Below are 24643 nucleotides of genomic sequence, written 5' to 3' on the forward strand. Positions count from 1 at the left end.
TTGCGGTTTCCGGTGGTGTGGCGACGTTGCCGCACACGTTCGACACGGTGGCGTCGCACAGCATCACGGCGGCGTTCACGGCCGGCGCGGGCTTCAAGGACTCGGTCTCGACGGCGTCGAGCGTCAATGTGACCGCTCCGGACCCGACCGACGTGGCGACCACCACCACGCTCGACTCGATCGGCAGCGTCGCGAAGGGTGACACGGTCGAGCTGAAGGCGAAGGTCGACCCGGCCACCGCCAACGGCGCCGTGCAATTCAAGATCAACGGTGTCGCGGTCGGTTCCCCGGTGGCCGTGGTCAACGGTGTCGCGACGCTGTCGCACACCTTCGACACCGCGGGGACGTTCGCCGTCACGGCCGAGTTCGCCGGTGCCGCAGGGTTCTCCGACTCGGCAGCGGTGGCGCAGTCGGTGACCGTGCCGGGCACGAATCCCGGCGGCGAGGGAACCGGCAGCGCGGGCAGCCTGGAGAACATCTTCGGGTCCTGATCCCGGTATTGCCGGGACCGACAGGTAGTCCCGGGTCGAACGCGGAGTTCGCCACCAATCGGCGCACTCCGCGTTCCTGCGGTGCTGGGGACGCTTGCGGTGCGAGTTGCGGTGATGCGAGCGGGCGCTACACGCCCGCGGTGAGCGCGACCGTGAGCGGGACCGCGGTGAGGAAGCAGACCGCCGCGACGAACAGCGCGATGACCAACCCGCGGTGCCAGCGGCCGCGAGCGCCGCTGGCTGCGGTCACGAACAGGACGAATCCCACGCAGACCGAGCCGATCGTGAGGAGCACGGGAGTGTCGACCATGCCTCGATTCTGCCCGTGACGGTCGAGCGGCCGGATTCGGGCGCCGTATTTGTCCATTGTTCGGCGGACGTTCGGTGCGAATCGGCGGGCTCCTGCGGTAACGTTTCTTCACCGTTCGTGCACCATTTCGACACATTCCGATGCAACCATCAACACCTGGTAGATCGGACGAATTCGTAAGAACTTTGGGGGCCAGTCATGCGTGTGAAGAAGTTCTCGGCCATCGTCGCAGCGTGTGCGGCGGCCGCCGCCGGAATGTTCGTTTCCGGTGCCGCGGCGCAGGCCGCTCCGGCCGAGGATTGCCCGAGCCTCTACGTGGTCGCGGTGCCCGGCACCTGGGAGACGTCCACCAAGGCAGACAAGGAGCCGACGCCGGGCATGCTGGCCCAGGTGACGGATCGCCTCGGCGGGGCGAACATCCGCTCCGACTACGTGACGTACGCGGCCACCGCCTTTCCGTGGGAGGGGGACGTGTACGGGGCCTCGAAGAAGCAGGCCACCGACAACGCCCGCGGCATGCTCGAGGCCATGCAGCAGCGGTGCGGGGCCACCCGGTTCGCGATCATCGGCTACAGCCAGGGTGCGGACGCCGCCGGCGACCTCGCCGCCGAGATCGGCCGCGGGACCAGCACGATCCGTCCCGAGAAGATCGCCGCTGTCGGACTGCTGTCCGATCCGCAGCGTTCGGAGACGGACGCGCTGATCGGTCCGAGGGTGCCCGGCAACGGTGCCGGCGGCCCGCGCATCGGCGGCTTCGGGTGGGTAAGCGACCGGACCGTGACGTTCTGTGCCCCCGGCGATCTCTACTGCTCCACCGAGCGCACCGACTTCGTCACCCGGCTCGCGGGCGCCGCGGCCGTGAACTCGGATCCCGGTTCCTCGGACTCGCCGAACTACGTGCCCGAGGCGGGCGCCATCTGGCAGGACCTGGTCGGTGCGGGCGGAATCCCGGCCCTGCAGGACCAGCTGAGCGAGAAGTCGAACGGTGAGCGGGTCGGCCAGCTCGAGCAGTTCTACGGCTCCGGAGTGCACCAGAGCTACTGGCACTACACGGTCGACGCCGCGGGGAACACCCCCGGCACCTGGCTGGCGGGCTGGCTTCGGGGCAAGGCCTGACGCCGGTCTCCTCGTAGCGGTCGGTCGGAGCGCTACCGGTGCCGGATCAGCAGGTCCCGCACGTGCCCCGTCTCGTTGATCGAGGCGGGGCGCGCGTTGCCGTTGCGGGACACCAGGATCCGGGTCACCGATGCGTAGTCGATCGGGAAGGTCAGCGGCCGGTCGAGACCGAGCAGGTGCTGTAGGTACACGTTGACGACACCGCCGTGCGCGATCACCGCGACGGTGTCCTCGTGGTCGGCGTTCGCGACCACCCGGTCGATCCCGTCGAGCACCCGGGATCGGAAGGCGTCAGCGTCCACGAAATCGGGCAGGTGCCCGGCGAGGATTCGGGCGTAGGTGTCCGGTGCGATCTGCTTCGCCTCGTGGATCGGCACGTAGTGTGCGCGGCCGTAGTCGTACTCGGCCAGGTCGGGGTCGGCGGTGACCGTCAGGTCCAACGCGGTCGCGAGCGGGGCCGCGGTCTCCCTGGCCCGGAGTTGCGGGCTGCTGACGATCGCCGAGATCGGATACGGGGCAAGCGCCCCGGGCAATCTCGCGGCCTGGGCGCGACCCTCTGTGGTGAGGGCGGGGTCCGCACCCGCGGGCGAGTCGGCGGTGAGTATGCGCTCGGGCAGGGCGTGGCGGATCAGCAGCAGTTGCACCGGCTCACCCTGTCATGCCCGCGATCAGGGCGGCGACGGCGGCGGGTCGATCGATCATCGCGGTGTGCCGGGCGGGACGCAGCACCTCGAACCGCGCGCCCAGGTCCGCCGCGAGCCCCCGCTGCGTGCGGAGCCACGCGCCCGACCACGGCAGACCCGGGTCGGCGGCGACGACCAGGGTGTCGGGCAGGGGACCCTCGCCGCGGATGGGCACCATCTCGGCGGGCAGATCCGCGTAGGCGGCGTTCTCGATCAGCACCGCGCGCAGGTAACTCGGGCGGGTGACGATCCGCTCCATCAGCGGGGCGATCGCGGCGTCCGGCTCGGCCTGGTGCGCGAGCCGGTGCACCGTCGGCCCGCACAGCCGTTGCAACCCGATCCCGGAGACCACAGCGGCGGTCGCGGAGGCCAGGCCGTATCGCCAGGGCGACGGCAGCGCGGGCTGCCGCGGTGGCTCGACGCTCGCGTCGAGCAGCACCAGACCCGCGGCCCGGTCGCGGTACAGCCGGGCGAACGCCTCCGCGTACCAGCCGCCCATCGAGTGCCCGACGACCAGAACCGGGTCGACGACCCCGACCGCGTCGAGCACCGCCGAGATCCGGGCCGCCTCGCCGCGCGCCGTCGGCGGCCTGCCGGTGGGGGCGCTGAGCCCGAACCCGGGCCGGTCGAACCGGATCACCGTGTGGTCCGGCTCGAGTGCGCGGGTGACCGCGTCCCAGTCGAACCAGTTGCCGGCGAGGCCGCCGCACAGCAGCACGGGCGGCCCGTCCCCGTCCACCACGACGTGCAGTTCGGACTCGTTGACCTGCACTGATCTTCCGGACGGTTTCACGTGGAACCTCGACGCCACTCCCTCGCGGCGATCGCGGCCAGGTACACGATCCATCCGGTGACGGCGACCAGTTGCAGTCGTTGCGCGTAGCCGAGCAGCCACACCTCGTCGCCCCGGCCGTCCATGTCGATGGCGAAGAGGGTCCACGCGTTGCCGATCATGTAGACCACGACCACCGCCAGCCCGGACCACCGCGTCCAGCGCGGCCAGCCGTAGCGGAAGGCGGCGATGATGAAGGCGAAGACCGACACCGCGGCGGCGGTCGCGGCGATGGTGCTGGTCGAGGCGTGCAGGAAGCGGGACTCGTCGAGCAGGCCGGCCTGCTCCCGGGCGGCGCAGGCCGCGCTGGCGTGCGCCGCGCAGTCCAGCGGCATACGCGAGTCCAGGATCGTCGAGACGGCGAAGACTCCCAGGCCGATCCAGCCGATCGTGGTCAGCAGTCGCCGCGGGCGTAGCCACACCGCCAGCACCGCGGCGACGGTGAGCACGATGCCGGTGAGCAGGTCGCCGGTGCGGTAGAAGAGGCCCCACGGCTGGTCCAGCGCGGCGAGTTCGCTGGCGTAGGCCCGGGACTGGTCGAGGTGCGAGCTCAGGAACCATCCGAACAGCCACGTCGAGTAGAGGATCGGGCCGAGGACGAGCAGGGCGACCAGCGCCGCCCGTCCGCGTCGCTGCGGATTCGTGGTGGCGACCGTGGACGCGGGCGTCATCGCGCCGATCACTGGCGCGGCTTCGCGAGCGGGAAGGCGAGGGTCTCGCGGATGCTGCCGCCGGTGATCAGCATGACCACGCGGTCGACGCCCATCCCGAGGCCGCCGGTCGGGGGCATCGCGTGCTCGAGCGCCTGCAGGAAGTCCTCGTCCAATTCCATTGCCTCCTCGTCACCGCCCGCGGCCAGCAGCGATTGTTCGGTCAGTCGGGCGCGCTGGTCGATCGGGTCGGTCAGCTCGCTGTACGCGGTGCCCAGCTCGATTCCCCACGCCACCAGGTCCCACTTTGCCGCAACTCCGGGGATGGTCGGATGTGGCCTGGTCAGGGGCGACATCGAGGTCGGGAAGTTGGTGTAGAAGGTCGGGAACTCGGTCTGACCCTCGACCAGGTGCTCGTACATCTCCTGCGCCACCGCGCCGGCGTCCCAGCCCGGCTGGTGCGGGATCTGGTGCTCGTCGCAGAGCCGCCGCAGCTCCTCGAGCGGGGTCTGCGGGGTGACCTCGACGCCCAGCTTCTCCGACACGGCCCCGTGCATGGTCTTGACCGGCCACTGCCCGGAGATGTCGACCTCGACGAGCCCGCCGTCGGGACCCGGCCGCAGGATGATCTCGCGGCCGTGCGCCGCGACCGCCGCCGCCTGGATGAGCTCGCGGCAGAGCACCATCATCCGTTCGTAGTCGCTGTGCGCCTCGTAGGCCTCGAGGATCGTGAACTCGGGGTTGTGCTTGAAGTCCACGCCCTCGTTGCGGAACACCCGGCCGATCTCGAACACCCTCTCCATGCCCGCCACGCAGAGCCGCTTGAGGTAGAGCTCCGGCGCGATCCGCAGGTACAGGTCGAGGTGGTAGGCGTTGATGTGGGTGAGGAACGGTGCCGCGTTGGCTCCGCCGTGCACCCGCTGCAGGATCGGCGTCTCCACCTCGAGGTACTGGCGCGCGGTCAGGCTGTCGCGCAGGGACTTGACCACGGCGCTGCGGGCGACGAGCAGGTCACGGGCATCGGCGTTGATCGCGAGGTCGACGTACCGCTGGCGCACCCGGGTCTCCGGGTCGGACAGGCCCTTCCACTTGTCCGGCAGCGGGTGCAGGCACTTGCCGTTCATCCGCCACTCGGCGGCGAGCAGGGACAGCTCACCCTTGCGGCTGCGGCCGATGGTGCCGCTCACCTCGATCAGGTCGCCGAGGTCGAAGTCGGCGGTGAACTCGTCGAGGCGGTCCCCGACCGTGGTGCGGTCGAACAGCACCTGCAGATCGCCCGACCAGTCCCGCACCACCGCGAACGCGACGCCGCCGTACGCGCGGATCCGCACGAGCCGGCCCGCGATTCGAACCTGCGTGCCCTCGGGTGAGCCGGTGGCCGCGGCGACGGTGTGGGTCGGCGGACAGGCGACCGGGTAGCCGTCGATCCCCGATTCGGTGAGCCGGGCGAGCTTGTCCATCCGCACCCGCACCTGCTCGGGCCGCCGGGGTCCGGCCGCCTCGGCGGACTCGGTGATCGGGACGTCGGGCGCGCTGCCGTCCTCGTGCAGGAGCACCGCCGCGGCCACCGCGGCCGGCACCGCCTCGTGCACGCCGGTGTGTTTGCTGACGTCGCGCCTGCGCAGCCTCGGCAGGGTGACGAAGCCTTCGGCCACCGCGGACGCCACACCCACCTTGGGCAGCACGCGACTGTCCGAGAAGCACAGGTATCGCGGCGCCCACTCGGGCTGGTACTTCACGTTGGAGCGGTACAACGCCTCGAGCTGCCACCACTTCGAGAAGAACACCAGCACCGAACGCCACACGCGCAGTACCGGTCCCGCGCCGATGCGGGCACCCTCCTCGAACACGGCGCGGAAGACCGCGAAGTTCAGGGAGATCTTGGTGACACCGAACTTGTCCGCCCCGGTCGCGAGGTCGGTCACCATCAGTTCCACCACGCCGTTGGGTGCCAACGGGTTTCGTCGCATCAGGTCGAGGGAGACGCCGGTCGTTCCCCACGGCACCAGGGACAGCATGCCCTGCACGCCGCCGTCCTCGTCGACCGCCTCGACCAGCAGGCAGTCACCGTCCGCGGGGTCGCCGAGCCGGCCCAGTGCCATCGAGAAGCCCCGCTCGGTCTCGGTGTCGCGCCACGCGTCCGCCCGCCTGATCGCCTGCGCCATCTCCTCCGGTGGGACGTCGCGGTGCCGTCGGAGCCGGACCGAGATGCCGTGTTTGCGAACACGATTCACGGCCTGCCGGACCTGGCGCATCTCACGACCGTTCAGGTTGAAGTCGCGGGTGTGCAGGATGGCCTCGTCGCCCAGCCCCAGCACGTTGAGCCCGGCCCGGTTGTAGGCGGTGGCGCCGAGCTCGCTGGCCCCCATCACGGCGGGCGTCCAGCCGTAGGTGGAGGCGAGGTCCATCCACGCGTCGACGGCGTGCGGCCAGGCCTCCTCGTCGCCGATCGGGTCACCGCTGGCCAGGCACACCCCGAGCTCCACGCGGTAGGTGACGGCGGCCTTGCCGCTCGGCGCGAACACGACCGCCTTGTCTCGGCGGGTGGCGAAGTAACCGAGCGAGTCGTCGGCGCCGTAGCGGGCCAGCAGGCCGCGCAGGGCCGACTCGTCGTGACCGGTGAGTGCGTTCGTCGAGCGCTGCGACCGGAACAGCGTGATGACCGCGGCGAGCAGCGCGAGGGCTCCGAACAGGCCGAGCGCGGTGTTGACGAAGCCGTGCGTGCGACCGTCGAACTGCTCGTTCCCGACCACCACGACACCGGCCACCCGGTTGATCGCCCAGAGCAGTCGCTGGTTCTGCGGCAGGGTGCCGGGGAACAGCTCGACCAGCGCCCAGCCGAGCAGGGTTCCGATGGCGAGCCCGGCGACGAGAACGCCGAGTGCCTTCCAGCCGGCACCGCGACGCACCCGCGTGTAGAACTGCGGGCGCGCGGCGACGAGCACGGCGACCATGGCCACGTGTACGACGAGGGCGCCGACCGCATTGAGGTCGCGGTCGATCGCGACCTGCGCGACGTTCACGATGGAGAAGAGCGAAAGGTAGAGCGTCAGCAACCACCAGGCGATCCGTTTGCGGCTGGCGAGAGCGGCGGCGAGCAGTGCGAGAACCAGGGCCCAGGCCAAGCTGGTGTCGGGCGCGTCGAGGTAGTACGCGTCGAGGTACTCGCGTGGCACCCGGGTCAGGTAGCGAAGCACCGGCGACAGGCTCCACAGGAAGACCAGGATCGAGACGATCCCGACGACGAGCCCCGCGATGTGCGGCACCTGGTTGAGCCGACCGTTCGGCGGCTTGCCGAGGGCGCGGGCCGGTGGCCGGGCCGGACCCCCGGGAAGTTTGCTGGTCGTGGTCGGCGTCATGTACCCAGTGTGAAGGGTTCCGTGTGGGGGTGGGGGAGGATGGGGGTATGCCTGCGCCCGAAGACGTCCCGATCCGCGACGAGTCCATCCGGCTCGGCCAGTTCCTCAAGCTGGCCAACCTGATCGATTCCGGCGCGGAGGCCAAGGGTGTCATCGCGGACGGTCTGGTCAGCGTCAACGGTGAGCCGGAGGTGCGCCGCGGCCGGCAGCTGCGGGAGGGCGACGTCGTGGAGATCGGCGGCATGAGCGCCCGGGTAGCGCGGGAGTAGCCGCTCCGATGTCGTGTCGGGCGGCCGGTCGCTCGGCGAGGTGTCCTCGGCTCTGTTGCCGGGGAGACGGGAGTGCTTGACTGGTAGGGCTAGCCGCGTCTTTCCGAAGGGCGGGTAAGCCATGTCGAAGAAGCAGAGTGTGCGGGTGCTCGTCGCGGTCGCCGCGGTGGTGCTGTCCGGCGTCGGCAACGCGGCCCGAGCGGCCCCCGCCGACGGACTCGGAACGCCCGCCGCCGGCGCTCCGGTGGCGGTCGCGAACGTCTCGACGCACCAGTTCACCGTCGACCTCGGCGGCGAGGTCCGGACGATGCCGGCGTCGATGGGCAAGCCCGGACACGAGACGCCGCTCGGGACCTTCCAGGTGCTCGAGAAGTTCCGCAGCATGGTGATGGACTCGTCGACCTACGGCGTCCCGGTGGACTCTCCCGACGGCTATCGCCTCGACGTCGAGTACGCGGTGCGCATCACGTGGAGCGGCATCTTCGTCCATTCCGCGCCGTGGTCGGTCGACCAGCAGGGCTACCAGAACGTCAGCCACGGGTGCATCAATCTGAGCCCCGCGAATGCCGAGTGGTTCTTCGACCACGTCAGCGTCGGTGACCTCGTCACCGTCGTGGACTGAACGGTCCGCCGCGGGCGAGAGTGCAGCGGCGTCCCCGCTGCACTCTCGGCGGATCAGTCCTCCGCGCGGACGACGACGCCGTCGTGGTCGCTGTAGACCATCTCGCCGGGGTTGAAGGTGACGCCGCCGAAGGAGACCGGCACGTTCTTCTCGCCGGAGCCGGTCTGCGTGCTCTTGCGCGGGTTGGTGCCCAGCGCCTTGATGCCGATGTCGAGGGTCCGCAGGATCGCGGAGTCGCGGACGGCGCCGTTGACGATCACGCCCGCCCAGCCGTTGGACACGCCCTTGCCGCCTATGATGTCGCCGACCAGTGCGGTGTGGACGCTCGCGTCCCCGTCGACCACCAGGACACCGCCGTTGCCGGGCTCGCCGAGGGTCTGCTTGACGAGCAGGTTGTCCTGGAAGCACTTGATCGTGGTGATCCGGCCGGAAAACACTGCGCTGCCGCCGAACTGGACGAACTGAGTGTCACAGCTGCGGATGTCGGGGCCGATCTCGTCGGCCAGATCGGCGGTGGCTACCTGCTCGCTCATGTGTGTTCCCTTCGTCTACGGACGGGCAACAGCCTAGCCACGACCGTGCCGGTGCTCGTAGTCCTCGCGGGTGCGCTGGACCCGGCGCTGCGCCTTCTCGTTGAGCAGTTCGGGATCGAGACCGTGTGCGAGCAGGCGATGCCTGCGATAGATGTTCATCAGCGCGATCGCGAAGTACAGCACCGGGAACAGCAGCAGCGCCATCATCGCCAGCGGGATCCAGCGCTCGCCCGGGATCAACAGGTAGAACGCCAGGAACAGCGGGATCAGGGGCACAGTGAACCGGACCACGTAGCGCACCGAGGCGCCCCGGCCCACCAGGTCACCCTTGACCCAGTCCTGCAGGGAGTCGGGCAGGGTCCGGCCGAACAGGTAGCCGAGGTACTGGCCGAAGGTGGGTTTGCGCTGGTCGGGCATGGGTACAGGGTAGGTCGCCGGAGTCGGCGCACAGAATGTGGCCCGAACGGCGGTTTCCGCGCGTGCGGGCCACAGACCGTGAGCGAGATCCGGCGCTACGCGTGCCGGGCGGCGTTCGCGACGATCGCGTCGTGCAGGTACTGGGCGAGCCCGGCCGCGACGTCGTCGTAGTGCCGCCGGAAGCGCTCGTCGGCGAGGTACATCTGCGCGAGGCACACCTGCATGTCGTAGCCGCAGTCGTAGTGCCTGCGGATGCTCTCGAGGTGCCGGTCGGCCAGCGCGGCCGCCCGGTCCGAGTCCGCCGCGACGCCGTCGGCGAGGGCCGCCGCGAAGTCCGCCTCGAGGGCGTCGACCTCGGCCTTGACGGCCTTCCAGTCGTCCTTGGTCCACGTGGCCGCCCGGACCTGCGACTGCTTCCAGGCGTCGGTGTCGCCCCAGCGCTGCTCGGCCTCGGCCGCGTACTCCTCGCCGAGCCAGTCGTCGCCGAAGATCTCGCGCTGCTCCTCGGGGGTCAGCTGAATACCCATCTGTTTCGCCTCCATCATCTTCTCCACGGCCGCGGCCATCCGATGCAAGCGATCGATCCGCTGCGCCAACAACTCGCGCTGCCGCCGCAGGTGGGCCAGCGCGTCCACGGACGGATCGTCGAGGAGGGTCGCGATCTCCTCGAGGGGGAAGCCGAGTTCCCGGTAGGTCAGCACCCGGTGCAGGCGCTCGACGTCCGGGCCCGAGTAGCTCCGGTATCCGGACGGCGTGCGACCCGACGGCGTGACCAACCCGATCTCGTCGTAGTGGTGCAGCGTCCGCACGCTCACCCCGACGAGCCGGGCCACCTCGCCGACGGTCAGCCGGGGCTCCCTGTTCTCGCTCACACCAACCACCGTGCAGCCTCCCGCCGCGTGAGGGTCAAGTCCGCACCCATCGTGCCGCTCGCGACGGTCCGCTGCCCGCTGTCGGGCCCGGTGGTGCTGGATGGGGCCGGCCGCGCGCATCACCTGCGGCGAGCGGCGCGCGGCACTGAGGGCGAGCCGGTCGATCAACCTGAGGCGCAACGGTTTTCGCGGTACGACGGCCGACAGTCCGGCGCCTGCCCGTCGCGCTGGACGTACCTGGTCCCCGGCGGGTCCGTCTTCCCAGGCTAGTTCGCGTTTCGGGACTGTCGGCGTTGATTGGCGTTCGCCATACTCACCACGGCCCGCAGGATTTGCGGAGCCCGGCGGGCGGTGCGGAGCACGGTGCGGTCGATCATGTTGAGGCTCGGTGCCTTTCGGGGGAGGGGGGACTGCCCCGGCTGGGTGTCGGCCAGGGCGAACAGCGGCCAGCGGCCCGGGACGCCCTTGAGGGGGCGCTCACCGCGGCCGACGAATGCGAGCCCGGACCCGACGACCAGGTCGCGCACGGTCCGCGAGACCAACACCTCGCCGGGGCCGGCGGCGGCGCCGATGCGGGCGCCGATGTGCACCGTCATTCCGGTCAGTTCCGACCCGGCACGTTCCACCTCGCCCGCGTGCACGCCTGCCCGCACGTCGAGCCCGAGGGTGGCTGCGTCGTGGCATATCCGCGCCGCGCAGCGCACCGCCGCCGCCGGGCCGTCGAAGACGCTGAAGGTGCCGTCGCCGGTGACGTTCACCAGGCGGCCCCCGGCGCGCTCGACCTCGTCGCGAACCTGACGCTCGTGCGCGGCGCGCAGGTCGCGATAGGCGACGTCGCCGATCCGGGCGAGCCGCTCGGTGGAGCCGACGACGTCGGTGAACAGCACCGACGCGAGGAACCGGTCGGCGTCGACGGGCCGGCTGACGCCGGTGGCGAGCACCTCGACGTGGTCGACGATCGGCACCCACGCCTCCCCGAGCGACGCACCGGGCTGGGCGGTGGGCAGCACGTGCAGCGTCGCGTGCGGAATCGTGTCCGCGACGTACCGGGAGACCGCCTCCGGCACCGGGCTCGCCGGGAAGTGCAGGACCCGCGTCGTGCACTGGATCGAGGGGAGCGCGTCGGACCAGTCGATCCGGAACAGCCACTCGAGGTGGGCGCGTGCGGTCGCGGGGGTGGCGGAGCAGCGCTCGAGCATCGCCATCAGTCGCCGGTTGAACGGGGAGTCCTCGGTGGGATCCCACATGGACATCAGCTGGCCCGACCCCCAGTTCTCGTAGACGGCACGCCATCCGTCGACGAATCGCCGCCGGGTCGCCGGGTCCCAGCCGTGCGGCTCGCCCGTGCCCTCGCGGAGCACGCCCTCGACGAACGGCTGCTGCAGCAGCAGGCCGGTGACCCGGTCCGGTGCGCGGGCCGCGATCAACGCGAGCGGACCGCACGTACTGCCGATGCCGACCATCGTGGCCGCGCTCATCCCGACCTCGTCCATCACGGCGAGCACGTCGTCGGCCTGCTGCTCCAGCGTGGGAATGTGGTCGACCGGGTCGGAGAGGCCGAGTCCGCGCCGCTGGAAGTACACGGTTCGAGCGAACGTCGCCATCCGCTCGAAGAGGTAATGGATGTGCGGATCGGTCCACATCAGGTCGGGGTGCAGGCCGATCTCGAGGAACAGGACCACGTCGACGCTGCCCTCGCCCACCACCTGGTACGCCAGCGCGTGCCCGTCACGCTGGAGGTACCTGGTCCCCGGCGGGTCCATGGCTCCAGGCTAGTCGCGGTGCCCATCCTCCTGTGACGGCGGCCACGGAACCGGTAGGTTGTCTGTAACCACGAAAACTACTAACCAGTAGGGGTAAGAAATGCCTGCTCCGTCCGCCGCGACCTTCGCACGGCTCGCCGAACTGATCGCCATTCCCGACGCGGCGAACCGGCCGACGCGCCCGGTCGTCGAGGCCTTCACCGGCCGGGAGTTGGCCACCGTCCCCGTCGGTACGGCCGACGACGCGAAGGCCGCCATCGAGCGCGCCCGCGTCGCCCAGCGCGAGTGGGCCCGGCGTTCGCCCGCCGACCGCGCCGCGATCTTCCACCGCTACCGCGACCTGGTGCTCGAGAACCGCGACGCGCTGATGGACATGGCGCAGGCCGAGACCGGCAAGTCCCGCGCCTCCGCGCTCGAGGAGGTTCTCGACATCTCGATGACCTCGCGGTTCTACGCGAAGCTGGCCCCCAAGGCGCTCAAGCCCAAGCGGGTGCAGGGCATGCTCCCCGGCCTCACCAAGACCGTGGTCCGGCACCACCCGAAGGGCGTCGTCGGCGTCATCTCGCCGTGGAACTACCCGATGACGCTCGCCGTCTCCGACGCCATCGCCGCGCTGCTCGCCGGCAACGCCGTGGTGATCAAGCCGGACAGCCAGACCCCCTACTGCGCGCTGGCCTGCGTCGAGCTGCTGTACCGGGCCGGGTTGCCGCGCGACCTGTTCGCGGTGGTCCCCGGTCAGGGTTCGGTCGTCGGCACCGCGATCGTCGAGAACACCGAGTACCTGATGTTCACCGGCTCGACCGCGACCGGGCAGCTGCTCGCCGAGCAGGCCGGCCGTCGCCTGATCGGCTTCTCCGCCGAACTCGGCGGCAAGAACCCGATGATCGTGACGAAGGGCGCGAACCTGCGCGAGGTCGCCGACGCCGCGGTGCGGGCCTGCTTCTCCAACTCGGGCCAGCTGTGCATCTCCATCGAGCGGATCTACGTCGAGCAGCCGGTGGCCGCGGAGTTCACCCGGATCTTCGGGGAGCGCGTCAAGAAGATCACCCTCGCGCCCGGCTACGAGTTCGGCGTCGAGATGGGGTCGCTCGTCTCCGAGGCGCAGGTCAAGACCGTCTCCGGGCACGTCGACGACGCGGTCGTCAAGGGCGCGACCGTCGTCGCCGGCGGCAAGGCCCGCCCCGACCTCGGCCCGCTGTTCTACGAGCCGACCGTGCTCACCGGCGTCACCGACGAGATGGAGTGCGCTCGCAACGAGACGTTCGGCCCCCTGGTGTCGATCTACCCGGTCGCCGACGTCGACGAGGCCGTCGCCAAGGCCAACGACACCGAGTACGGCCTCAACGCCAGCGTCTGGGCCGGCAGCAAGGCCGAGGGCGAGGCCATCGCCGCCCGGGTGCAGGCGGGCACGGTCAACGTGGACGAGGGCTACGGTCCCGCCTGGGGCAGCACCGCCGCGCCGATGGGCGGCATGGGCGTCTCGGGTGTGGGTCGCCGGCACGGCGTCGACGGTCTGCTCAAGTACACCGAGTCGCAGACGATCGCGACCACCCGCCTGCTCAACCTCGGCGGGCCGAAGGGCATGCCGCCGAAGGTGTGGGCGAAGCTGTTGGCTCCGTTCATCAAGACGATGCAGTACCTCCCGGGTCGCTGACCGTGGACACCGTGAGCGTCCACGGCGAGGCGCCGCCGTCGCGGGTGTAGGAGCCGGCGGGCGGGATCAATCGAAGGATTGAACTCCGCCCGCCGTCGGTGGGTCGCGCTGCCGCGGCGGCGGATTCCTGGTGGACTGACGGGGCGCGCCGAAAATGCGTTCGGCGCCGCGATTCCCGCAGGGAGGACCCATGTCGACCGAGTCGAGCGAGATCGACGTCGAGCCGAGGGCGGACCGTCGCGCCTGGATCGGCCTCGGGGTACTCGCAGCGGGCCTGTCGATGATCGTCGTCGACGGCACCATCGTCGGTGTCGCGCTGCCCGTCATCATCACCGACCTGAACCTCGATCTGACCGACGCGCAGTGGGTCAACAGCGTCTACTCGGTGGTGTTCGCCGCGCTGCTGCTCACCGCGGGCCGGCTCGGTGACCGCCTCGGCCGGCGCCGGATGTTCATCCTCGGCGTGCTGGTGTTCCTGGCCGGCAGCCTGCTCGCCGCGCTCGCGACCAGTGCGACCTCGCTGATCATGGCCCGGGTGGTGCAGGGCATCGGCGGCGCGTTCGTGCTGCCGACCACCCTCTCCAGCGTCAACGCCACCTTCCGCGGGAAGGACCGGATCGTCGCGTTCGCGGTGTGGGGCGCGGTCATCTCCGGCATGGCGGCCGTCGGCCCGCTGCTCGGCGGCTGGCTGACCACCTACTTCACCTGGCCGTGGATCTTCCTGGTGAACATCCCGATCGGGCTCGCCGTCATCGTGGGCGCGCTGTACGCGGTCCGCGAGACCAAGGCCACCATCACCGAGCCCGGCCTCGACGTCGACGGTCTGCTGCTCAGCGCGATCGGCTTCGGCGGCGTCATCTTCGCGCTCATCGAGGGGCAGAGCCTGGGCTGGTGGAAGCCGATCGCCGAGTTCAGCGTGTTCGGCCTCGACTGGCCGGCCGACGCTCCGGTCTCGGTGGTCCCGGTCGTCGGCGCCATCGGGGTCGCGTCCCTGGTGCTGTTCGTGGTGTGGGAGCGGCACCGGGCCCGCGGCAGCCACCGCTCGGCGATCCTGGACCTGACCCTGTTCTCGGTCCCGACCTTCACCTGGGGCAACCTGACCGCCCTGACGGTGGCGATCGGCGAGTTCGGCCTGCTGCTGGTGCTGCCGCTGTTCCTGGTCAACGCGCTCGGCCTGTCCACCATGGGCGCGGGCCTGGTGCTGGCGGCGATGGCGTTGGGCGCCTTCGGGTCCGGCGCCGCCGCACGGCACGTCGCCGGGGCCATCGGCGCGCCGCGAACGGTGATCCTCGGCCTCGCGCTCGAGGCGGTGGGTGTGGTCGTCGTGGCGCTGTTCATCTCGTCCACGGTGTCCCCGTGGCTGCTGGCCGTGCTGCTCGCGGTGTACGGCGCGGGCCTGGGCCTGGCGTCGGCGCAGCTGACCGGGACGGTGCTCGCGGACATCCCGGCGGAGAAGTCCGGTCAGGGCTCGGCCACCCAGTCCACGGTGCGTCAGCTCGGCGCGGCGCTCGGCTCGGCAATCCTGGGCGCGGTGCTCTCGGTCTCGTTGGCGCACAACCTCACCGACCGACTCGAGCCGGTCGCCGCGGTCCCGCCGCCGGTGCAGGAGCAGCTGGTCACCGCCACCCGCGACTCGGCCGGCGGCACCATATCCGGCCTGCGCGAGCAGGGCGACGAGGGCAAACTCGGGCCCGCCGGGCCCGAGGTGACCACCGCGCTGTCCGAGGGCTTCGGCGACGCCACCAGCACCTCGCTGTTCGTGGCGGCCGGGTTCCTGGCGCTGGGCCTCGCCAGCTCGGTGGCGTTGAGCGCGCGCAGCCGCCGGGTCACGTCGCCGGCTGGACCGTGACCGGAACGTTCTTCATCAGGGGCTGATCGCTCTGCGTGCTGTAGTCGCCGATGGCGCACAGGACGTTCATCTCGGGCATGTATCCGGCCGCGCTGCCGCGGGGGATGTCGTACGGGATGGCGGTGTAGCCCCGCAGGGAGCGGGTGCTGCCGTCGCGGGCGAAGCTGGTGATGTCGACCCGGTCGAACTCGCCGATGCCCCGCTCCCGCATGTCGTCGGCGTTCATGAAGATCAGGGTGCGCAGGCCCTCGACGCCGCGGTAGCGGTCGTTGTCGGAGTAGATCGTGGTGTTCCACTGGTCGTGCGAGCGCATCGTGCCCAGCGTCAGCCGACCCTCGGCGGGCACGACGTCGGGCAGGGCCGCAGTGGAGAACTCGGCCCGGCCCGAGGGCGTGTCGAAGATCAGTTCGCGGGCGGGCTGCCGGATGCGGAACCCGAGCGGCAGGCGGACCCGTCGGTTGAAGTCCTCGAAGCCGTCGAGCACCCGGGACATGGTGTCGCGGATGCGGTCGTAGTCCCCGACGTACTCCTCCCACGGCGTCGCGCTGTCGGGCAGGGCAGCCCGGGCCATGCCGGCGACGATGGCAGGTTCGGACCGCAGGTGCGGCGAGGCGGGCTTCTTCATGCCGACGGACAGGTGCACCATGCTCATCGAATCCTCCACCGAGGTCGACTGCAGGCCGGCACGCTGCTCGTCCTTCTCCGTGCGGCCGAGACACGGCAGGATCAGTGCGTCCCGGCCGTGCACGAGGTGGCTGCGGTTGAGTTTCGTGCTGACCTGGACCGTCAGCAGGCACTTCCGCAGGGCGGCAGCGGTGTACGGGGTGTCGGGCGCGGCGAGCGCGAAGTTGCCGCCCATCCCCACGAAGACCGTGACGTCGCCGCGGTGCATGGCCTCGATGGTGCGGACGGTGTCGAGGCCGTGGGCGCGGGGCGGGTCGATCTCGCAGACCTCGGCGAGCCGGTCGAGGAACTTCTCGCTCGGGCGGTGGTCGATGCCGCAGGTCCGGTTGCCCTGCACGTTGCTGTGCCCCCGCACCGGTGAGGGCCCGGCGCCCTCGCGGCCCAGGTTTCCGCGCAGCAGCAACAGGTTGACGATCTCGCGGACGGTGTCGACGCCGTGGTCGTGCTGGGTGACACCGAGGCACCAGCTGACGATGCTGCGGTCGGCCTCGCAGTAGACCCGGGCGGCCGCACGGATGTCCGCCCGCCCGATCCCGGACTGGTGCTCGATCTCGTCCCAGGAGGTCGCCTCGCACAGGGCGCGGTACTCGTCGAAGCCGCTGGTGTGGCGTTCGACGAATTCGAGGTCGAGGGCCTTCGGGTCGGTGCGGGCCGCGTCGAACACCGCCTTGGCCATCCCGCGCAGCAGCGCCATGTCGCCACCGATCCGCGGCTGCAGGTTCAGCGTCCCGGTCGGGGTGGCCCGGAAGGTGGCCATCGCCGTGAACTCGTGCGGGATGATCGCCTTCCGTGCCGCGGCCTCGACGAGGGGGTTGACGTGCACGATCTGCGCGCCGCGCTTGTAGGCCTCGACGAGCGCGGTCAGCATCCTCGGCGCATTGGAGGCCGCGTTCACCCCCATGATGAACAACGCGTCGGTGACCTCCCAGTCCTTCAGGTCGACCGTGCCCTTGCCCGTGCCGAGGGACGCCTGCAGGGCACGGCCGCTGGCCTCGTGACACATGTTGGAGCAGTCGGGGAGGTTGTTCGTGCCCAGCTCGCGGGCCAGCAGCTGGTACAGGAACGTCGCCTCGTTGCCGAGGCGCCCGGAGGTGTAGAAGGCGGCCCGGTTGGGGTCGTCGAGTCCGCGCAGCGCCGCGCCGACCAGCTCGAAGGCGTCCGGCCAGGCGATCGGGACGTAGCGGTCGGACGTGGCGTCGTACCGCATGGGTTCGGTCAGTCGGCCCTGGGCCTCGAGCGCGGCGTCGCTCCATCCCGACAGCTCTGTCACGGTGTGCGCGGCGAAGAAGTCGCGGCCGACCCGCTTGTGGGTCATCTCCCAGGTGACGTGCTTGATCCCGTTCTCGCAGATGTCCAGGTGCAGGCCCTTGAGGTCATCCGGCCAGGCACAGCCCGGGCAGTCGAATCCCTTGCCCTCGTGATTCATTCGCATGATCGCCTGCGGCCCGTCGAGCACGGCGCCCTCGCGGGCGAGGAACCGCGTCACGCTCTTGGCCGCACCCCAGCCGGCGGCCGGGTGGTGGTACGGCCGGAACCGGAACCGCTGCTTCTCGTCGGCCGGGTCGGTGTCCCTGTTCGCCGGTTCGTCACTCATGATCGATTCGCTCCTGCCGTGGGTGGGCCTGACGAGCGTCGTCTCCCGGAGAGTCTAGTGCGGCGGTGGTCGCGCGCCCCGGTCCGCGGATGATCAGCGCCACCGCGATACCGGCGCCGACGCCGATCACCGTGTCGATGCCGCGGTAGGCGAGCAGCGCCAACGGTTCGGCGGGTGCGGCCAGGTCGGTCATCACCATGATCAGCGGGGTGAAGAACCCCAGTGCGAGCGCGTAGTGGCGCGCCATGAACAGTTCGGTCGGAAACAGCAGGGCCATCACGCAGACGCCGAGCAGTGTCTCGGAGGGATGGGGGAGCAGCAGCACGGCCGCGACGGCGAGGCCGGCGAACGTGCCCACGATGCGGTGCAGGCCCCGGTGGACGCGGCTGAACGGGTCGGCCGCGGCCAGGGGCACCGCGGCCGCGGCCATCGCCCAGTTGGCGTGGTCGATCCCCAGGAGCAGGCCGCCGACGCCGGCGATCGAGATGGCCGACGCGTAGCGGGCGGCGTGGACCAGCGTGCCCGACGGCCGCGACCTCGCCGGGACGGCCTCGCGGTCGCGCACCCGTGCGCGGAACGAACTGGCGAAGCTGATCAGCAGGCACAGCAGCGCGGTCGCGGCGCAGATCGACAGCGCCGCCCACGGTGCGACCTGGTCGGCCGGGACTGCGGCCACGGCGCCGAGGGCGAAGATGCCGAAGAACGGTCCCTCGGGTGCGAGCCCGAGACGATCGGTCACCAGGGATCCGACCGAGGCGAACACGACCATCGCGACCACCAGGACCCACGGGCGGGCGTGCACACTCGACAGCAGGACACCCGTGCCCACACCGGCGACCAGGATCGCGGCCGCCTGCGCCTGGTGCGCGACGCGCTGCCGGTGCGGATCGGTGCGCCCGTACATGCCGGTGACGGCGCCGAAGACGGCGTAGATCATCAGGTCGGGCCGGCCTCCGGCCAGCAGGGCGAGTCCGGGCAGGGCGAGTCCGACGGCGACCCGGAGGGCGTGCAGGTGGTCGTTCGCGGCGGGTCCGACGGCGACCAGGCCACGCGCGTGCGCCAGGACACCGTGCATGGCGGCTCTCCGATCGTCGGTCGCGGGCAGTGGGTGACCACGGCTCCGGAGGGGCGCGAATGCGTGAATCGGTCACACTGTCTGCGCGGCAACAACATTGACGTCAGTGATGGAGATCCCCGAGGGTGCGGGGTTGGTCGTCGACGGCTCCGGTCGGCCCTGAGACAAGGCTGCCCGACGGAGTGCCCGCCGGTCCAATCGGAATTTCCGACGAGCTGATAGGCCGCGCCTGTCGGCGGGGTGGAGTCAGGCCTCGTCGCGGTCCCGGTCGAACGCCGCGACCACCCGCTTCGGCGCGGTGAGCCGCCACGCCTCCTCGACGAGTTCGGCCAGCACGTCCGGGTCCACGAGGTCCAGCACCACGTCGATCCAGCCCCACCGACCGAAGAACGGCGCCACCTGGAACACGTCGGGGTTCTCGTCGATCAGCGCGGCCTGGTCGTCGCGGGTGGCCTTGAGACAGACCGTCGGTGCGCCGTACCCGAGCAGCCCGAACATCTTGTTGCGCACCCGGAACGTCGGCTGGTCGCCCCAGTTCGCGACCACCACCTCCGCGACCTCGGGGAGGGCCAGCATCAGCTCGCGCGCGAACTTCTCAGTGGCCATGGTCCTTTATAGCGCGGCGTGGGGCGCTACGCGGTGGTCGCGAGCGCGGCGGCGAGGCCGAACGCGACCGCCATCGCGACCACCTCGACCACCGCGCGGCGCAGCGAGTCGTCCGCCGTCACCCGGTGCGCGCCCGCGGCGGGCACCCAGTTGCGCCGCCACCACCAGCCGAGCGCACCCAGCCCGATCAGTGCGGCGACCTTGGCCAGCAGGATCCGGCCGTACCCGGTGAGGACCAGGGCCTCGACGTCGCCGAGTTTGACGGCCGCGTCGACCACCCCGGTCACGGCGAGCGCCGCCACGCAGCGCCACGCCAGGTCCGAATAGCGCGGCAGCAGCACCGCCCACGCGCCCCGAGCCCGCAGCAGCAGTGCCATCGCGGCCAGCGGGCCCAGCCACAGCGCCGCGGCCAGCACGTGCGCGGCGACGAACACCGACCCGAGCGCCTGCGCGGACATGTGGCCGGTGACGGGTCGGGCGAGCAGCGCGACCGTCGCGAGCACCGCGACCGGGGTCAGCGGCCACGCCGCCCCGCGCCGGAACGCCGCCGCCGCGAGCACCGCGACCGCTGCAGTGCAGGCGACCACCGCGGCACCGATCTGGCCGGCGCTGATCTGCCCGACGAACCGGCCGAACGCCGTCGACGACAACGCGGACGCGCCGACCTCGCTGGTCTCGGCCGCCGCCGCGACCAGCAGCGCCGCCTCGGCGACCGTCCAGGCGCCGGCCAGCGCCGCCAGCGGGCGCCACAGCGCCGACCGGTCGAGCACCGGCCGGCGCTGCGAGCGCTGCAGCCATGCGAGCACGGTCACCCCGAGCACCGTCGCACCGAGGCAGTCCGCGAGCACCCGGATCAGGCTCGACGCCTCCGGGCCGTCCGGGGCGGCCAGCAGCCACGCGAGCCCGACGCCGGCGAGCCCGGCCGGCGCGGCGAGCAGCAGCAGGCCCGGCGAGGTCCGTCGAGCCGGACCGCCCAACGCCGTCAGCCCTTGTCGCGCGGCCGGCGCAGCGCGAACGCCAGCCCGCCGCCGAACACCACGACCGCGCCCGCGATGAACGGCCACAGCGGCACGCCGCCGGACCCCTCGTCGCCGGAGGTGCTCGAACCGCCCGCCTTGGCGCCGGGCGTGCCGGTGCCCTCGGCGGTCAGGGTGAAGGTCCGGGTACCGCTCACCGGGTGCCCGTCCGCGGAGGTGACCCGGAAGGCGATCGTGTACTCGCCGGTGGGGCCGAGGTCGCCGACCGGGACGCTGATCGTCTGGCCCTGCACCGTCGGGTCGCCCTTCGACCACAGGTTCCCGTCCGGTCCGACCACCGTCATGGTGGCGAAGCTGGACTGCAGCGGCTCGTTGAACGTCACCGACGCCTGCGCCGGGCCGGTCGCCACGGAGGCGCCGTTGTCGGGAACCGACCCGGTCACCACCGAGTGCGCACCGGCGACGCCGCCACCGACCAGGGTGGCCAGCAACGCGACCACCGCGACGGCCAGCAGCCGCAACCGCGCGCTCACGAGCGCCGGCTTCGGACGGTCGCGCCGATGCCCAGGGCCGCGCCGAGGGCGCCGAGCACCAGGCCGATGCCGCCGAGCCAGCGGGCGGTGGTGTCCGTGGCGTCGCCCGAGTCGCTGTCCGCCGCCTCGGCATCGTGCGCGGACCCGTGTGCGTCGCCGGTCTCGCCGGCGGCGGTCAGGGTCAGGCTCGGCGCCGGCTTGTCCGGCTCGCTGCCGTCGGCGGCCGGCTGCTGGTTCCAGTCGACGACCTGGCCGTCGCTGTAGGTCTGGACCGCGGGGAACGAAACCGTCTCCTGCTTGGGGAGCGGTCCGGCGGACAACGCGAACTGCTGGAATTGACCGGGACCGACGGCGACCCCGGGGTCGGCGGTCCAGGTCACCGCGGTGGCCTCGCCGGAGGCGGGGTCCTTGGTCACCTGCGAGGTCCAGCCCGGGATCGGTTCGGTGCGAGCCGACTTCAGGTTGGGCAGCGCCACCGTCAGCTTGGTGGTGCCCGCGGTCTCGGACTCGGTGGGCACCTTGAACGTCAGGACGGTGTAGCCGCCCTGCGCGGCGCCGGGCGCGCCGACGGTCACGTGTGCGGAGGCGACGCCGGTGCCGAGCAGCAGGACGCCGCCGGTCGCGCCGACCGTGAGCAGGGCACGCGAAAGGGAGGTCTTCATCTGTGGTTGTCGTTTCTCTCGAGAAGGGGTGGGGACTGCGGTCACGCGGGCGCGGCCGCGGGCGGTCCCCGTCTCGAGATGGCGAACGCGAGCGGGTCGCGGCGCGCCGCGGTGCCCGACCCGACGGCCGGATGGGCGGTGGTCGCACGCACCGCCGCGGACGGTCCGCGCAGGACCGTCCGCAGGACGCGGGTGATCGGGCCGTACAGCCGCTCGGCCGCGAGGATCGCCGCTGCGCAGACGACGGTCGCCGCCGCGTGACCGGCGAGCATGGACAGTCCGCGCGAGGACAGGTCGGCGCCGGCGTGCTGGTGGCCGCTCGCGGTGGCCTGGCTGAGCGCGGTGGACAGGGCGAGGTGACCGACCAGCTGCCCGGCGGCCAGCGCCCCGAGTAGTCCGGCGCGGCCGCCACCGCGACCGGAGCCGAGGCTGGCGGTCAGCGCACCGACCCCCGCGCAGCACAGCACCAGCAGGGTCAACGCGGCGGTGCTCGGGTACCCCCCGCCGCCGACCCCGTGCCCGGCCACGGCCAGGGCCGCGGTCAGGGCACCGACCGCGGCGCCGCGCAGCCGCGCGGGCCGACGCGCCGGGGCGGCGGTCGGTGCGGTGCGGTGCGTCGGCATCGGGGGAGTGGTGCCGGGGTCAGCGCACGCCGAGACGGGCGAGGACGTCCGCCTCGATGCCGTCGAGCTCGGCGGCGATGGCGTGGTGGGCGGACTTGCGGCGCTGCGCGGGCATCTGCTCGGCCGCGCGAACCGCGGTGGTCAGTTCGGTGAGCCTGCCTCGGATCGCGGCGGTGAAGCGGGCGGTCTCGGCGTCGTCGAACTGGGCGGAGATGTCGTTGGTGGAGCGCTCCGCCCCGGCGATCCGGGCGCTGAGCTGTGCACCGTGACCGGTGTAGTTGCCGAGCTCCTCGGGCGCGATGCCCATCCTGGCGGCGCGCTGCTGGTCGAGCTGGCCGCGCACGAGCACCGCGCCGCGGTACGCCAGCGGGGCCAGCACGGGGGTCAGCAGCCGGGCGATGCCGAGGTAGCGGCGGAGCTGACCGACGCTGAAGCCGGACCGTTCGGCGGCCTTCTCCTGCGCTTTCAGGGTCGCGAGCTGGGCCTTCTCGATCTTCTTGGCGGACTTCGCCTCGCTCCGCATCCGCTTGCGGTCGTTGCGGGCGCCGAGCTTCGCCTCCACCTTGGCCTTGTGCTTGAGCGCCTTCGCCTCGGCACGGCGGGTCGCGCGTGTCTTGCGTTTCCTGAACAAACCCATGCGATAGGCCCCTTAAGTCTGGTGCTTGAGCGCCGGCACACTGCCGCGGACAGCCTATCTGCGCCGGTGCCGGGGCCGGCGGGGGAGTCGCGACCACCGTTGCCGATGCGGGATGTCGGTCCGGCGGACCATAATCTCGACATCGTGAACACATGGCAAGGCGCGAGTGACGAGGCGTCGCGGGATCGGACCGGCGTCGCGGGCGGCGCACTGCCCGCCACCGAGGACAAGCGGCGGCCGGTGCTCATCGACCCACGCGCGCTGACCGGCTGCCGGCACCGGGTTCACCTGGACACCGCCTACCCGACCGCGGTGGCGAACGCCCCCGAGGACGTCGGGGTTCAGCAGCGCCGCGAGGCGGCGCGGGCATACCGCGAGGCGACCCACGAGCGGCTGATGTCGGGCGGCGCGCACACGTGGGTGAGCGTCGACCCCGACGCACCGGCGCGTGAGCGGGCCGCCGCGACGATGCGGGCCTGCGAGGACGGCATCGACCGGATCTGGGGTGCGGTGCTGCCGCTGGAGTTCGACACCGGCCGCCGTGCGCGCGCGGAACTGCTGGTCCGGGACGCCGACCGCGGCGGGTACATCCCGGTGATCGTGGTCAACCACAAGGTCACCGATCCGGGCGCCGGCGCGGTGACGTCGGGGCTCGACGAGTGGGCCCCCGCCACCGACCCGGGCCGGAAGGTCCGCGCCCAGCTGCGCGACCAGTTCCGGCTTGCCCAGATCTACCGGATGCTGCAGACACACGGGCACGCCAGCCCGGCCGCGCTCGGCGGCGCGATCGGCTACGGCGGCGAGTGCATCCTGGTGCACGACCTCGCCGCGATCATGGACCAGTACGACGAGCGGTTCGAGGACCGCCTCGCGGTGGCCCGGGGGGAGCGGTCCACCGCGCCGTCGCAGGTCGGCGAGTGCCGATCCTGCCCGTGGTGGCCGGAGTGCAGCGCGGTCCTCACCGAGGCGCGGGATGTGAGCCTGGTGGCGACGGGGTCGCGGGCGGAGGTGCTGCGCGGGGTCGGCGTGCGGACCATCGACGAGCTGGCGGCCTGGGATGGCCCGGCGCCGGAGGAGTGGCAGGGCAACGGGTTCGACGACACCGTGGTGTTGGCGAAGGCCTGGCTGGCCGGGGTCCCGCTGGTGCGACGCCAGCCGGAGGTGACGGTGGTGCGTGCGGACGTCGAGGTCGACGTGGACATGGAGAGCTACCAGGAGCATGGGGCGTACCTGTGGGGCACGCTGCTCACCGAGGCGGGTGTGACTCAGCCGTACCGCCCGTTCGTGACCTGGGACCCGGTACCCACGCTCGACGAGGCCCGGTCGTTCGGCGAGTTCTGGACCTGGCTCACCGACACCCTCGAGGCCGCCCTGGCTGCGGGGAAAACCTTTGCCGCCTACTGCTATTCGCGGTCGGCCGAGGACAAGTGGCTGCTGGACTCCGCGACCCGGTTCGCGGGGATGCCCGGCATCCCGACCGTCGCGGAGGTCAAGACCTTCATCAACGGACCGCACTGGGTGGACATCTACCAGGCCGTCAGCGAGCAGTTCATCTGCCCGAACGGCAAGGGGCTCAAGAAGATCGCGCCGGTGGCGGGGTTCAGCTGGAGGGACGCGGAGGCGAGTGGCGAGGCGTCGATGAGCTGGTACCGGGAAGCGGTCGGCTACGACGGGGAGCCGAACCTCGACCAGCGCGAGCGGTTGTACGTCTACAACGAGGACGACGTGCGCGCGACGAAGGTGTTGCGGGAGTGGATGACCGACCGAGCCGAGGTCGAGGTCCCGCTCGCGTCGGATTTGTAGGCACGGTCCGCTCGGCCGAGGGGAGCGGG

The 24643-nt window shown here is 71.6% G+C and carries 23 protein-coding genes and 1 pseudogene; 7 read left to right on the forward strand and 17 right to left on the reverse strand.

Annotated elements, in window-relative coordinates; all coding sequences use genetic code 11:
- A partial coding sequence (locus ACFVH2_RS01215; protein WP_378475682.1) for an Ig-like domain-containing protein occupies positions 1-491 on the forward strand: 491 nt, incomplete at its 5' end.
- Positions 492-618: 127 nt separating this feature from the next.
- Here the strand turns inward: ACFVH2_RS01215 and ACFVH2_RS01220 are convergent.
- A complete protein-coding gene (locus ACFVH2_RS01220; protein ID WP_378420750.1) occupies positions 619-801 on the reverse strand; it encodes a hypothetical protein in 183 nt (60 codons plus the stop codon).
- Between the two features lie 198 nt (positions 802-999).
- On the opposite strand from ACFVH2_RS01220, the gene ACFVH2_RS01225 reads away from it, so the two are divergent.
- Complete coding sequence (locus ACFVH2_RS01225; protein ID WP_378420752.1) at positions 1000-1917, forward strand: cutinase family protein; 918 nt, start codon at positions 1000-1002, stop codon at positions 1915-1917.
- A gap of 32 nt (positions 1918-1949) precedes the next feature.
- Here the strand turns inward: ACFVH2_RS01225 and ACFVH2_RS01230 are convergent, their stop codons facing one another.
- Genes ACFVH2_RS01230 through lysX form a run of 4 tightly spaced genes read right to left on the reverse strand, consistent with a single transcriptional unit; the run spans position 1950 to position 7441 of the window.
- The gene (locus tag ACFVH2_RS01230) at positions 1950-2561 is read right to left on the reverse strand and encodes a histidine phosphatase family protein (protein ID WP_378420754.1); all 612 of its coding nucleotides are present in this window, start codon (positions 2559-2561) and stop codon (positions 1950-1952) included.
- A 4-nt stretch (positions 2562-2565) separates the two neighbouring features.
- Positions 2566-3372 carry an alpha/beta fold hydrolase gene (locus tag ACFVH2_RS01235; protein ID WP_378420756.1) on the reverse strand — a complete coding sequence of 269 codons (807 nt, stop codon included), beginning with the start codon at positions 3370-3372 and terminating at the stop codon, positions 2566-2568.
- A 17-nt stretch (positions 3373-3389) separates the two neighbouring features.
- Complete coding sequence (locus tag ACFVH2_RS01240) at positions 3390-4103, reverse strand: DUF998 domain-containing protein (protein ID WP_378420758.1); 714 nt, start codon at positions 4101-4103, stop codon at positions 3390-3392.
- A gap of 8 nt (positions 4104-4111) precedes the next feature.
- The gene (gene lysX, locus ACFVH2_RS01245) at positions 4112-7441 is read right to left on the reverse strand and encodes a bifunctional lysylphosphatidylglycerol synthetase/lysine--tRNA ligase LysX (RefSeq protein WP_378420760.1); all 3330 of its coding nucleotides are present in this window, start codon (positions 7439-7441) and stop codon (positions 4112-4114) included.
- Between the two features lie 47 nt (positions 7442-7488).
- Here lysX and ACFVH2_RS01250 point away from each other — a divergent pair, with 47 nt between their 5' ends.
- Complete coding sequence (locus tag ACFVH2_RS01250; RefSeq protein ID WP_378420763.1) at positions 7489-7710, forward strand: RNA-binding S4 domain-containing protein; 222 nt, start codon at positions 7489-7491, stop codon at positions 7708-7710.
- A gap of 238 nt (positions 7711-7948) precedes the next feature.
- A pseudogene (locus ACFVH2_RS01255) lies at positions 7949-8332 on the forward strand (L,D-transpeptidase); the annotation flags it as partial.
- Between the two features lie 53 nt (positions 8333-8385).
- Here ACFVH2_RS01255 and rraA read toward each other — a convergent pair.
- From rraA to ACFVH2_RS01275, 4 genes are all read right to left on the reverse strand, one after another.
- Positions 8386-8865 (reverse strand): ribonuclease E activity regulator RraA, encoded by a 480-nt coding sequence (gene rraA / locus ACFVH2_RS01260; protein ID WP_378420765.1) that lies wholly within the window; start codon positions 8863-8865, stop codon positions 8386-8388.
- Positions 8866-8898: 33 nt separating this feature from the next.
- Positions 8899-9282, reverse strand: a complete 384-nt coding sequence (locus ACFVH2_RS01265) for a DUF5313 family protein (protein WP_378420767.1) — start codon at positions 9280-9282, stop codon at positions 8899-8901.
- Between the two features lie 95 nt (positions 9283-9377).
- Positions 9378-10154, reverse strand: a complete 777-nt coding sequence (locus tag ACFVH2_RS01270) for a MerR family transcriptional regulator (protein ID WP_378420769.1) — start codon at positions 10152-10154, stop codon at positions 9378-9380.
- Positions 10155-10420: 266 nt separating this feature from the next.
- Entirely contained in the window at positions 10421-11917 is a 1497-nt protein-coding gene (locus ACFVH2_RS01275) for an adenylate/guanylate cyclase domain-containing protein (protein WP_378420771.1), read from the reverse strand.
- A 100-nt stretch (positions 11918-12017) separates the two neighbouring features.
- Here ACFVH2_RS01275 and ACFVH2_RS01280 point away from each other — a divergent pair, with 100 nt between their 5' ends.
- Complete coding sequence (locus ACFVH2_RS01280) at positions 12018-13571, forward strand: succinic semialdehyde dehydrogenase (protein ID WP_378420773.1); 1554 nt, start codon at positions 12018-12020, stop codon at positions 13569-13571.
- A gap of 190 nt (positions 13572-13761) precedes the next feature.
- Positions 13762-15420: a DHA2 family efflux MFS transporter permease subunit gene (locus ACFVH2_RS01285; protein WP_378420775.1), complete on the forward strand. Its 1659-nt coding sequence runs from the start codon at positions 13762-13764 to the stop codon at positions 15418-15420.
- Here ACFVH2_RS01285 and ACFVH2_RS01290 read toward each other — a convergent pair.
- From ACFVH2_RS01290 to ACFVH2_RS01325, 8 genes are all read right to left on the reverse strand, one after another.
- Positions 15398-17698, reverse strand: a complete 2301-nt coding sequence (locus ACFVH2_RS01290) for an FdhF/YdeP family oxidoreductase (RefSeq protein WP_378420777.1) — start codon at positions 17696-17698, stop codon at positions 15398-15400. The genes ACFVH2_RS01285 and ACFVH2_RS01290 overlap by 23 nt on opposite strands.
- Positions 17691-18773 carry an FUSC family protein gene (locus ACFVH2_RS01295; RefSeq protein ID WP_378420779.1) on the reverse strand — a complete coding sequence of 361 codons (1083 nt, stop codon included), beginning with the start codon at positions 18771-18773 and terminating at the stop codon, positions 17691-17693. Before ACFVH2_RS01295 ends, ACFVH2_RS01290 begins: the two co-directional genes overlap by 8 nt.
- 246 nt (positions 18774-19019) lie before the next feature.
- Positions 19020-19379 carry an MmcQ/YjbR family DNA-binding protein gene (locus ACFVH2_RS01300; RefSeq protein WP_378420781.1) on the reverse strand — a complete coding sequence of 120 codons (360 nt, stop codon included), beginning with the start codon at positions 19377-19379 and terminating at the stop codon, positions 19020-19022.
- Between the two features lie 26 nt (positions 19380-19405).
- Positions 19406-20356: a CopD family protein gene (locus tag ACFVH2_RS01305; RefSeq protein WP_378420783.1), complete on the reverse strand. Its 951-nt coding sequence runs from the start codon at positions 20354-20356 to the stop codon at positions 19406-19408.
- A gap of 5 nt (positions 20357-20361) precedes the next feature.
- A complete protein-coding gene (locus tag ACFVH2_RS01310; RefSeq protein WP_378420785.1) occupies positions 20362-20889 on the reverse strand; it encodes a copper resistance protein CopC in 528 nt (175 codons plus the stop codon).
- Positions 20886-21551 (reverse strand): YcnI family protein, encoded by a 666-nt coding sequence (locus ACFVH2_RS01315; protein ID WP_378420787.1) that lies wholly within the window; start codon positions 21549-21551, stop codon positions 20886-20888. The genes ACFVH2_RS01310 and ACFVH2_RS01315 overlap by 4 nt, the downstream gene beginning before the upstream one ends.
- 41 nt (positions 21552-21592) lie before the next feature.
- Positions 21593-22174: a hypothetical protein gene (locus ACFVH2_RS01320; protein ID WP_378420788.1), complete on the reverse strand. Its 582-nt coding sequence runs from the start codon at positions 22172-22174 to the stop codon at positions 21593-21595.
- Between the two features lie 19 nt (positions 22175-22193).
- Complete coding sequence (locus tag ACFVH2_RS01325) at positions 22194-22811, reverse strand: DUF6474 family protein (RefSeq protein ID WP_378420790.1); 618 nt, start codon at positions 22809-22811, stop codon at positions 22194-22196.
- A 240-nt stretch (positions 22812-23051) separates the two neighbouring features.
- Here ACFVH2_RS01325 and ACFVH2_RS01330 point away from each other — a divergent pair, with 240 nt between their 5' ends.
- On the forward strand, positions 23052-24614 hold the full coding sequence (locus ACFVH2_RS01330; RefSeq protein ID WP_378421371.1) for a TM0106 family RecB-like putative nuclease: 1563 nt from the start codon (positions 23052-23054) through the stop codon (positions 24612-24614).
- The last annotated feature ends 29 nt before the right edge of the window (positions 24615-24643 follow it).

The organism is Rhodococcus sp. NPDC127527 (assembly GCF_042672245.1).
Classification (GTDB): Bacteria; Actinomycetota; Actinomycetes; order Mycobacteriales; family Mycobacteriaceae; genus Rhodococcus_G.

Coding starts and splice junctions, on each gene's coding strand:
- ACFVH2_RS01275 (WP_378420771.1), bottom strand. CDS start 11,917: ATGGACCCGCCGGGGACCAGGTACCTCCAGCGTGACGGGCACGCGCTG.
- ACFVH2_RS01280 (WP_378420773.1), top strand. CDS start 12,018: ATGCCTGCTCCGTCCGCCGCGACCTTCGCACGGCTCGCCGAACTGATC.
- rraA (WP_378420765.1), bottom strand. CDS start 8,865: ATGAGCGAGCAGGTAGCCACCGCCGATCTGGCCGACGAGATCGGCCCC.
- ACFVH2_RS01225 (WP_378420752.1), top strand. CDS start 1,000: ATGCGTGTGAAGAAGTTCTCGGCCATCGTCGCAGCGTGTGCGGCGGCC.
- ACFVH2_RS01320 (WP_378420788.1), bottom strand. CDS start 22,174: ATGCCGACGCACCGCACCGCACCGACCGCCGCCCCGGCGCGTCGGCCC.
- ACFVH2_RS01285 (WP_378420775.1), top strand. CDS start 13,762: ATGTCGACCGAGTCGAGCGAGATCGACGTCGAGCCGAGGGCGGACCGT.
- ACFVH2_RS01295 (WP_378420779.1), bottom strand. CDS start 18,773: ATGCACGGTGTCCTGGCGCACGCGCGTGGCCTGGTCGCCGTCGGACCC.
- lysX (WP_378420760.1), bottom strand. CDS start 7,441: ATGACGCCGACCACGACCAGCAAACTTCCCGGGGGTCCGGCCCGGCCA.
- ACFVH2_RS01300 (WP_378420781.1), bottom strand. CDS start 19,379: ATGGCCACTGAGAAGTTCGCGCGCGAGCTGATGCTGGCCCTCCCCGAG.
- ACFVH2_RS01220 (WP_378420750.1), bottom strand. CDS start 801: ATGGTCGACACTCCCGTGCTCCTCACGATCGGCTCGGTCTGCGTGGGA.
- ACFVH2_RS01265 (WP_378420767.1), bottom strand. CDS start 9,282: ATGCCCGACCAGCGCAAACCCACCTTCGGCCAGTACCTCGGCTACCTG.
- ACFVH2_RS01315 (WP_378420787.1), bottom strand. CDS start 21,551: ATGAAGACCTCCCTTTCGCGTGCCCTGCTCACGGTCGGCGCGACCGGC.
- ACFVH2_RS01240 (WP_378420758.1), bottom strand. CDS start 4,103: ATGACGCCCGCGTCCACGGTCGCCACCACGAATCCGCAGCGACGCGGA.
- ACFVH2_RS01250 (WP_378420763.1), top strand. CDS start 7,489: ATGCCTGCGCCCGAAGACGTCCCGATCCGCGACGAGTCCATCCGGCTC.
- ACFVH2_RS01325 (WP_378420790.1), bottom strand. CDS start 22,811: ATGGGTTTGTTCAGGAAACGCAAGACACGCGCGACCCGCCGTGCCGAG.
- ACFVH2_RS01290 (WP_378420777.1), bottom strand. CDS start 17,698: ATGAGTGACGAACCGGCGAACAGGGACACCGACCCGGCCGACGAGAAG.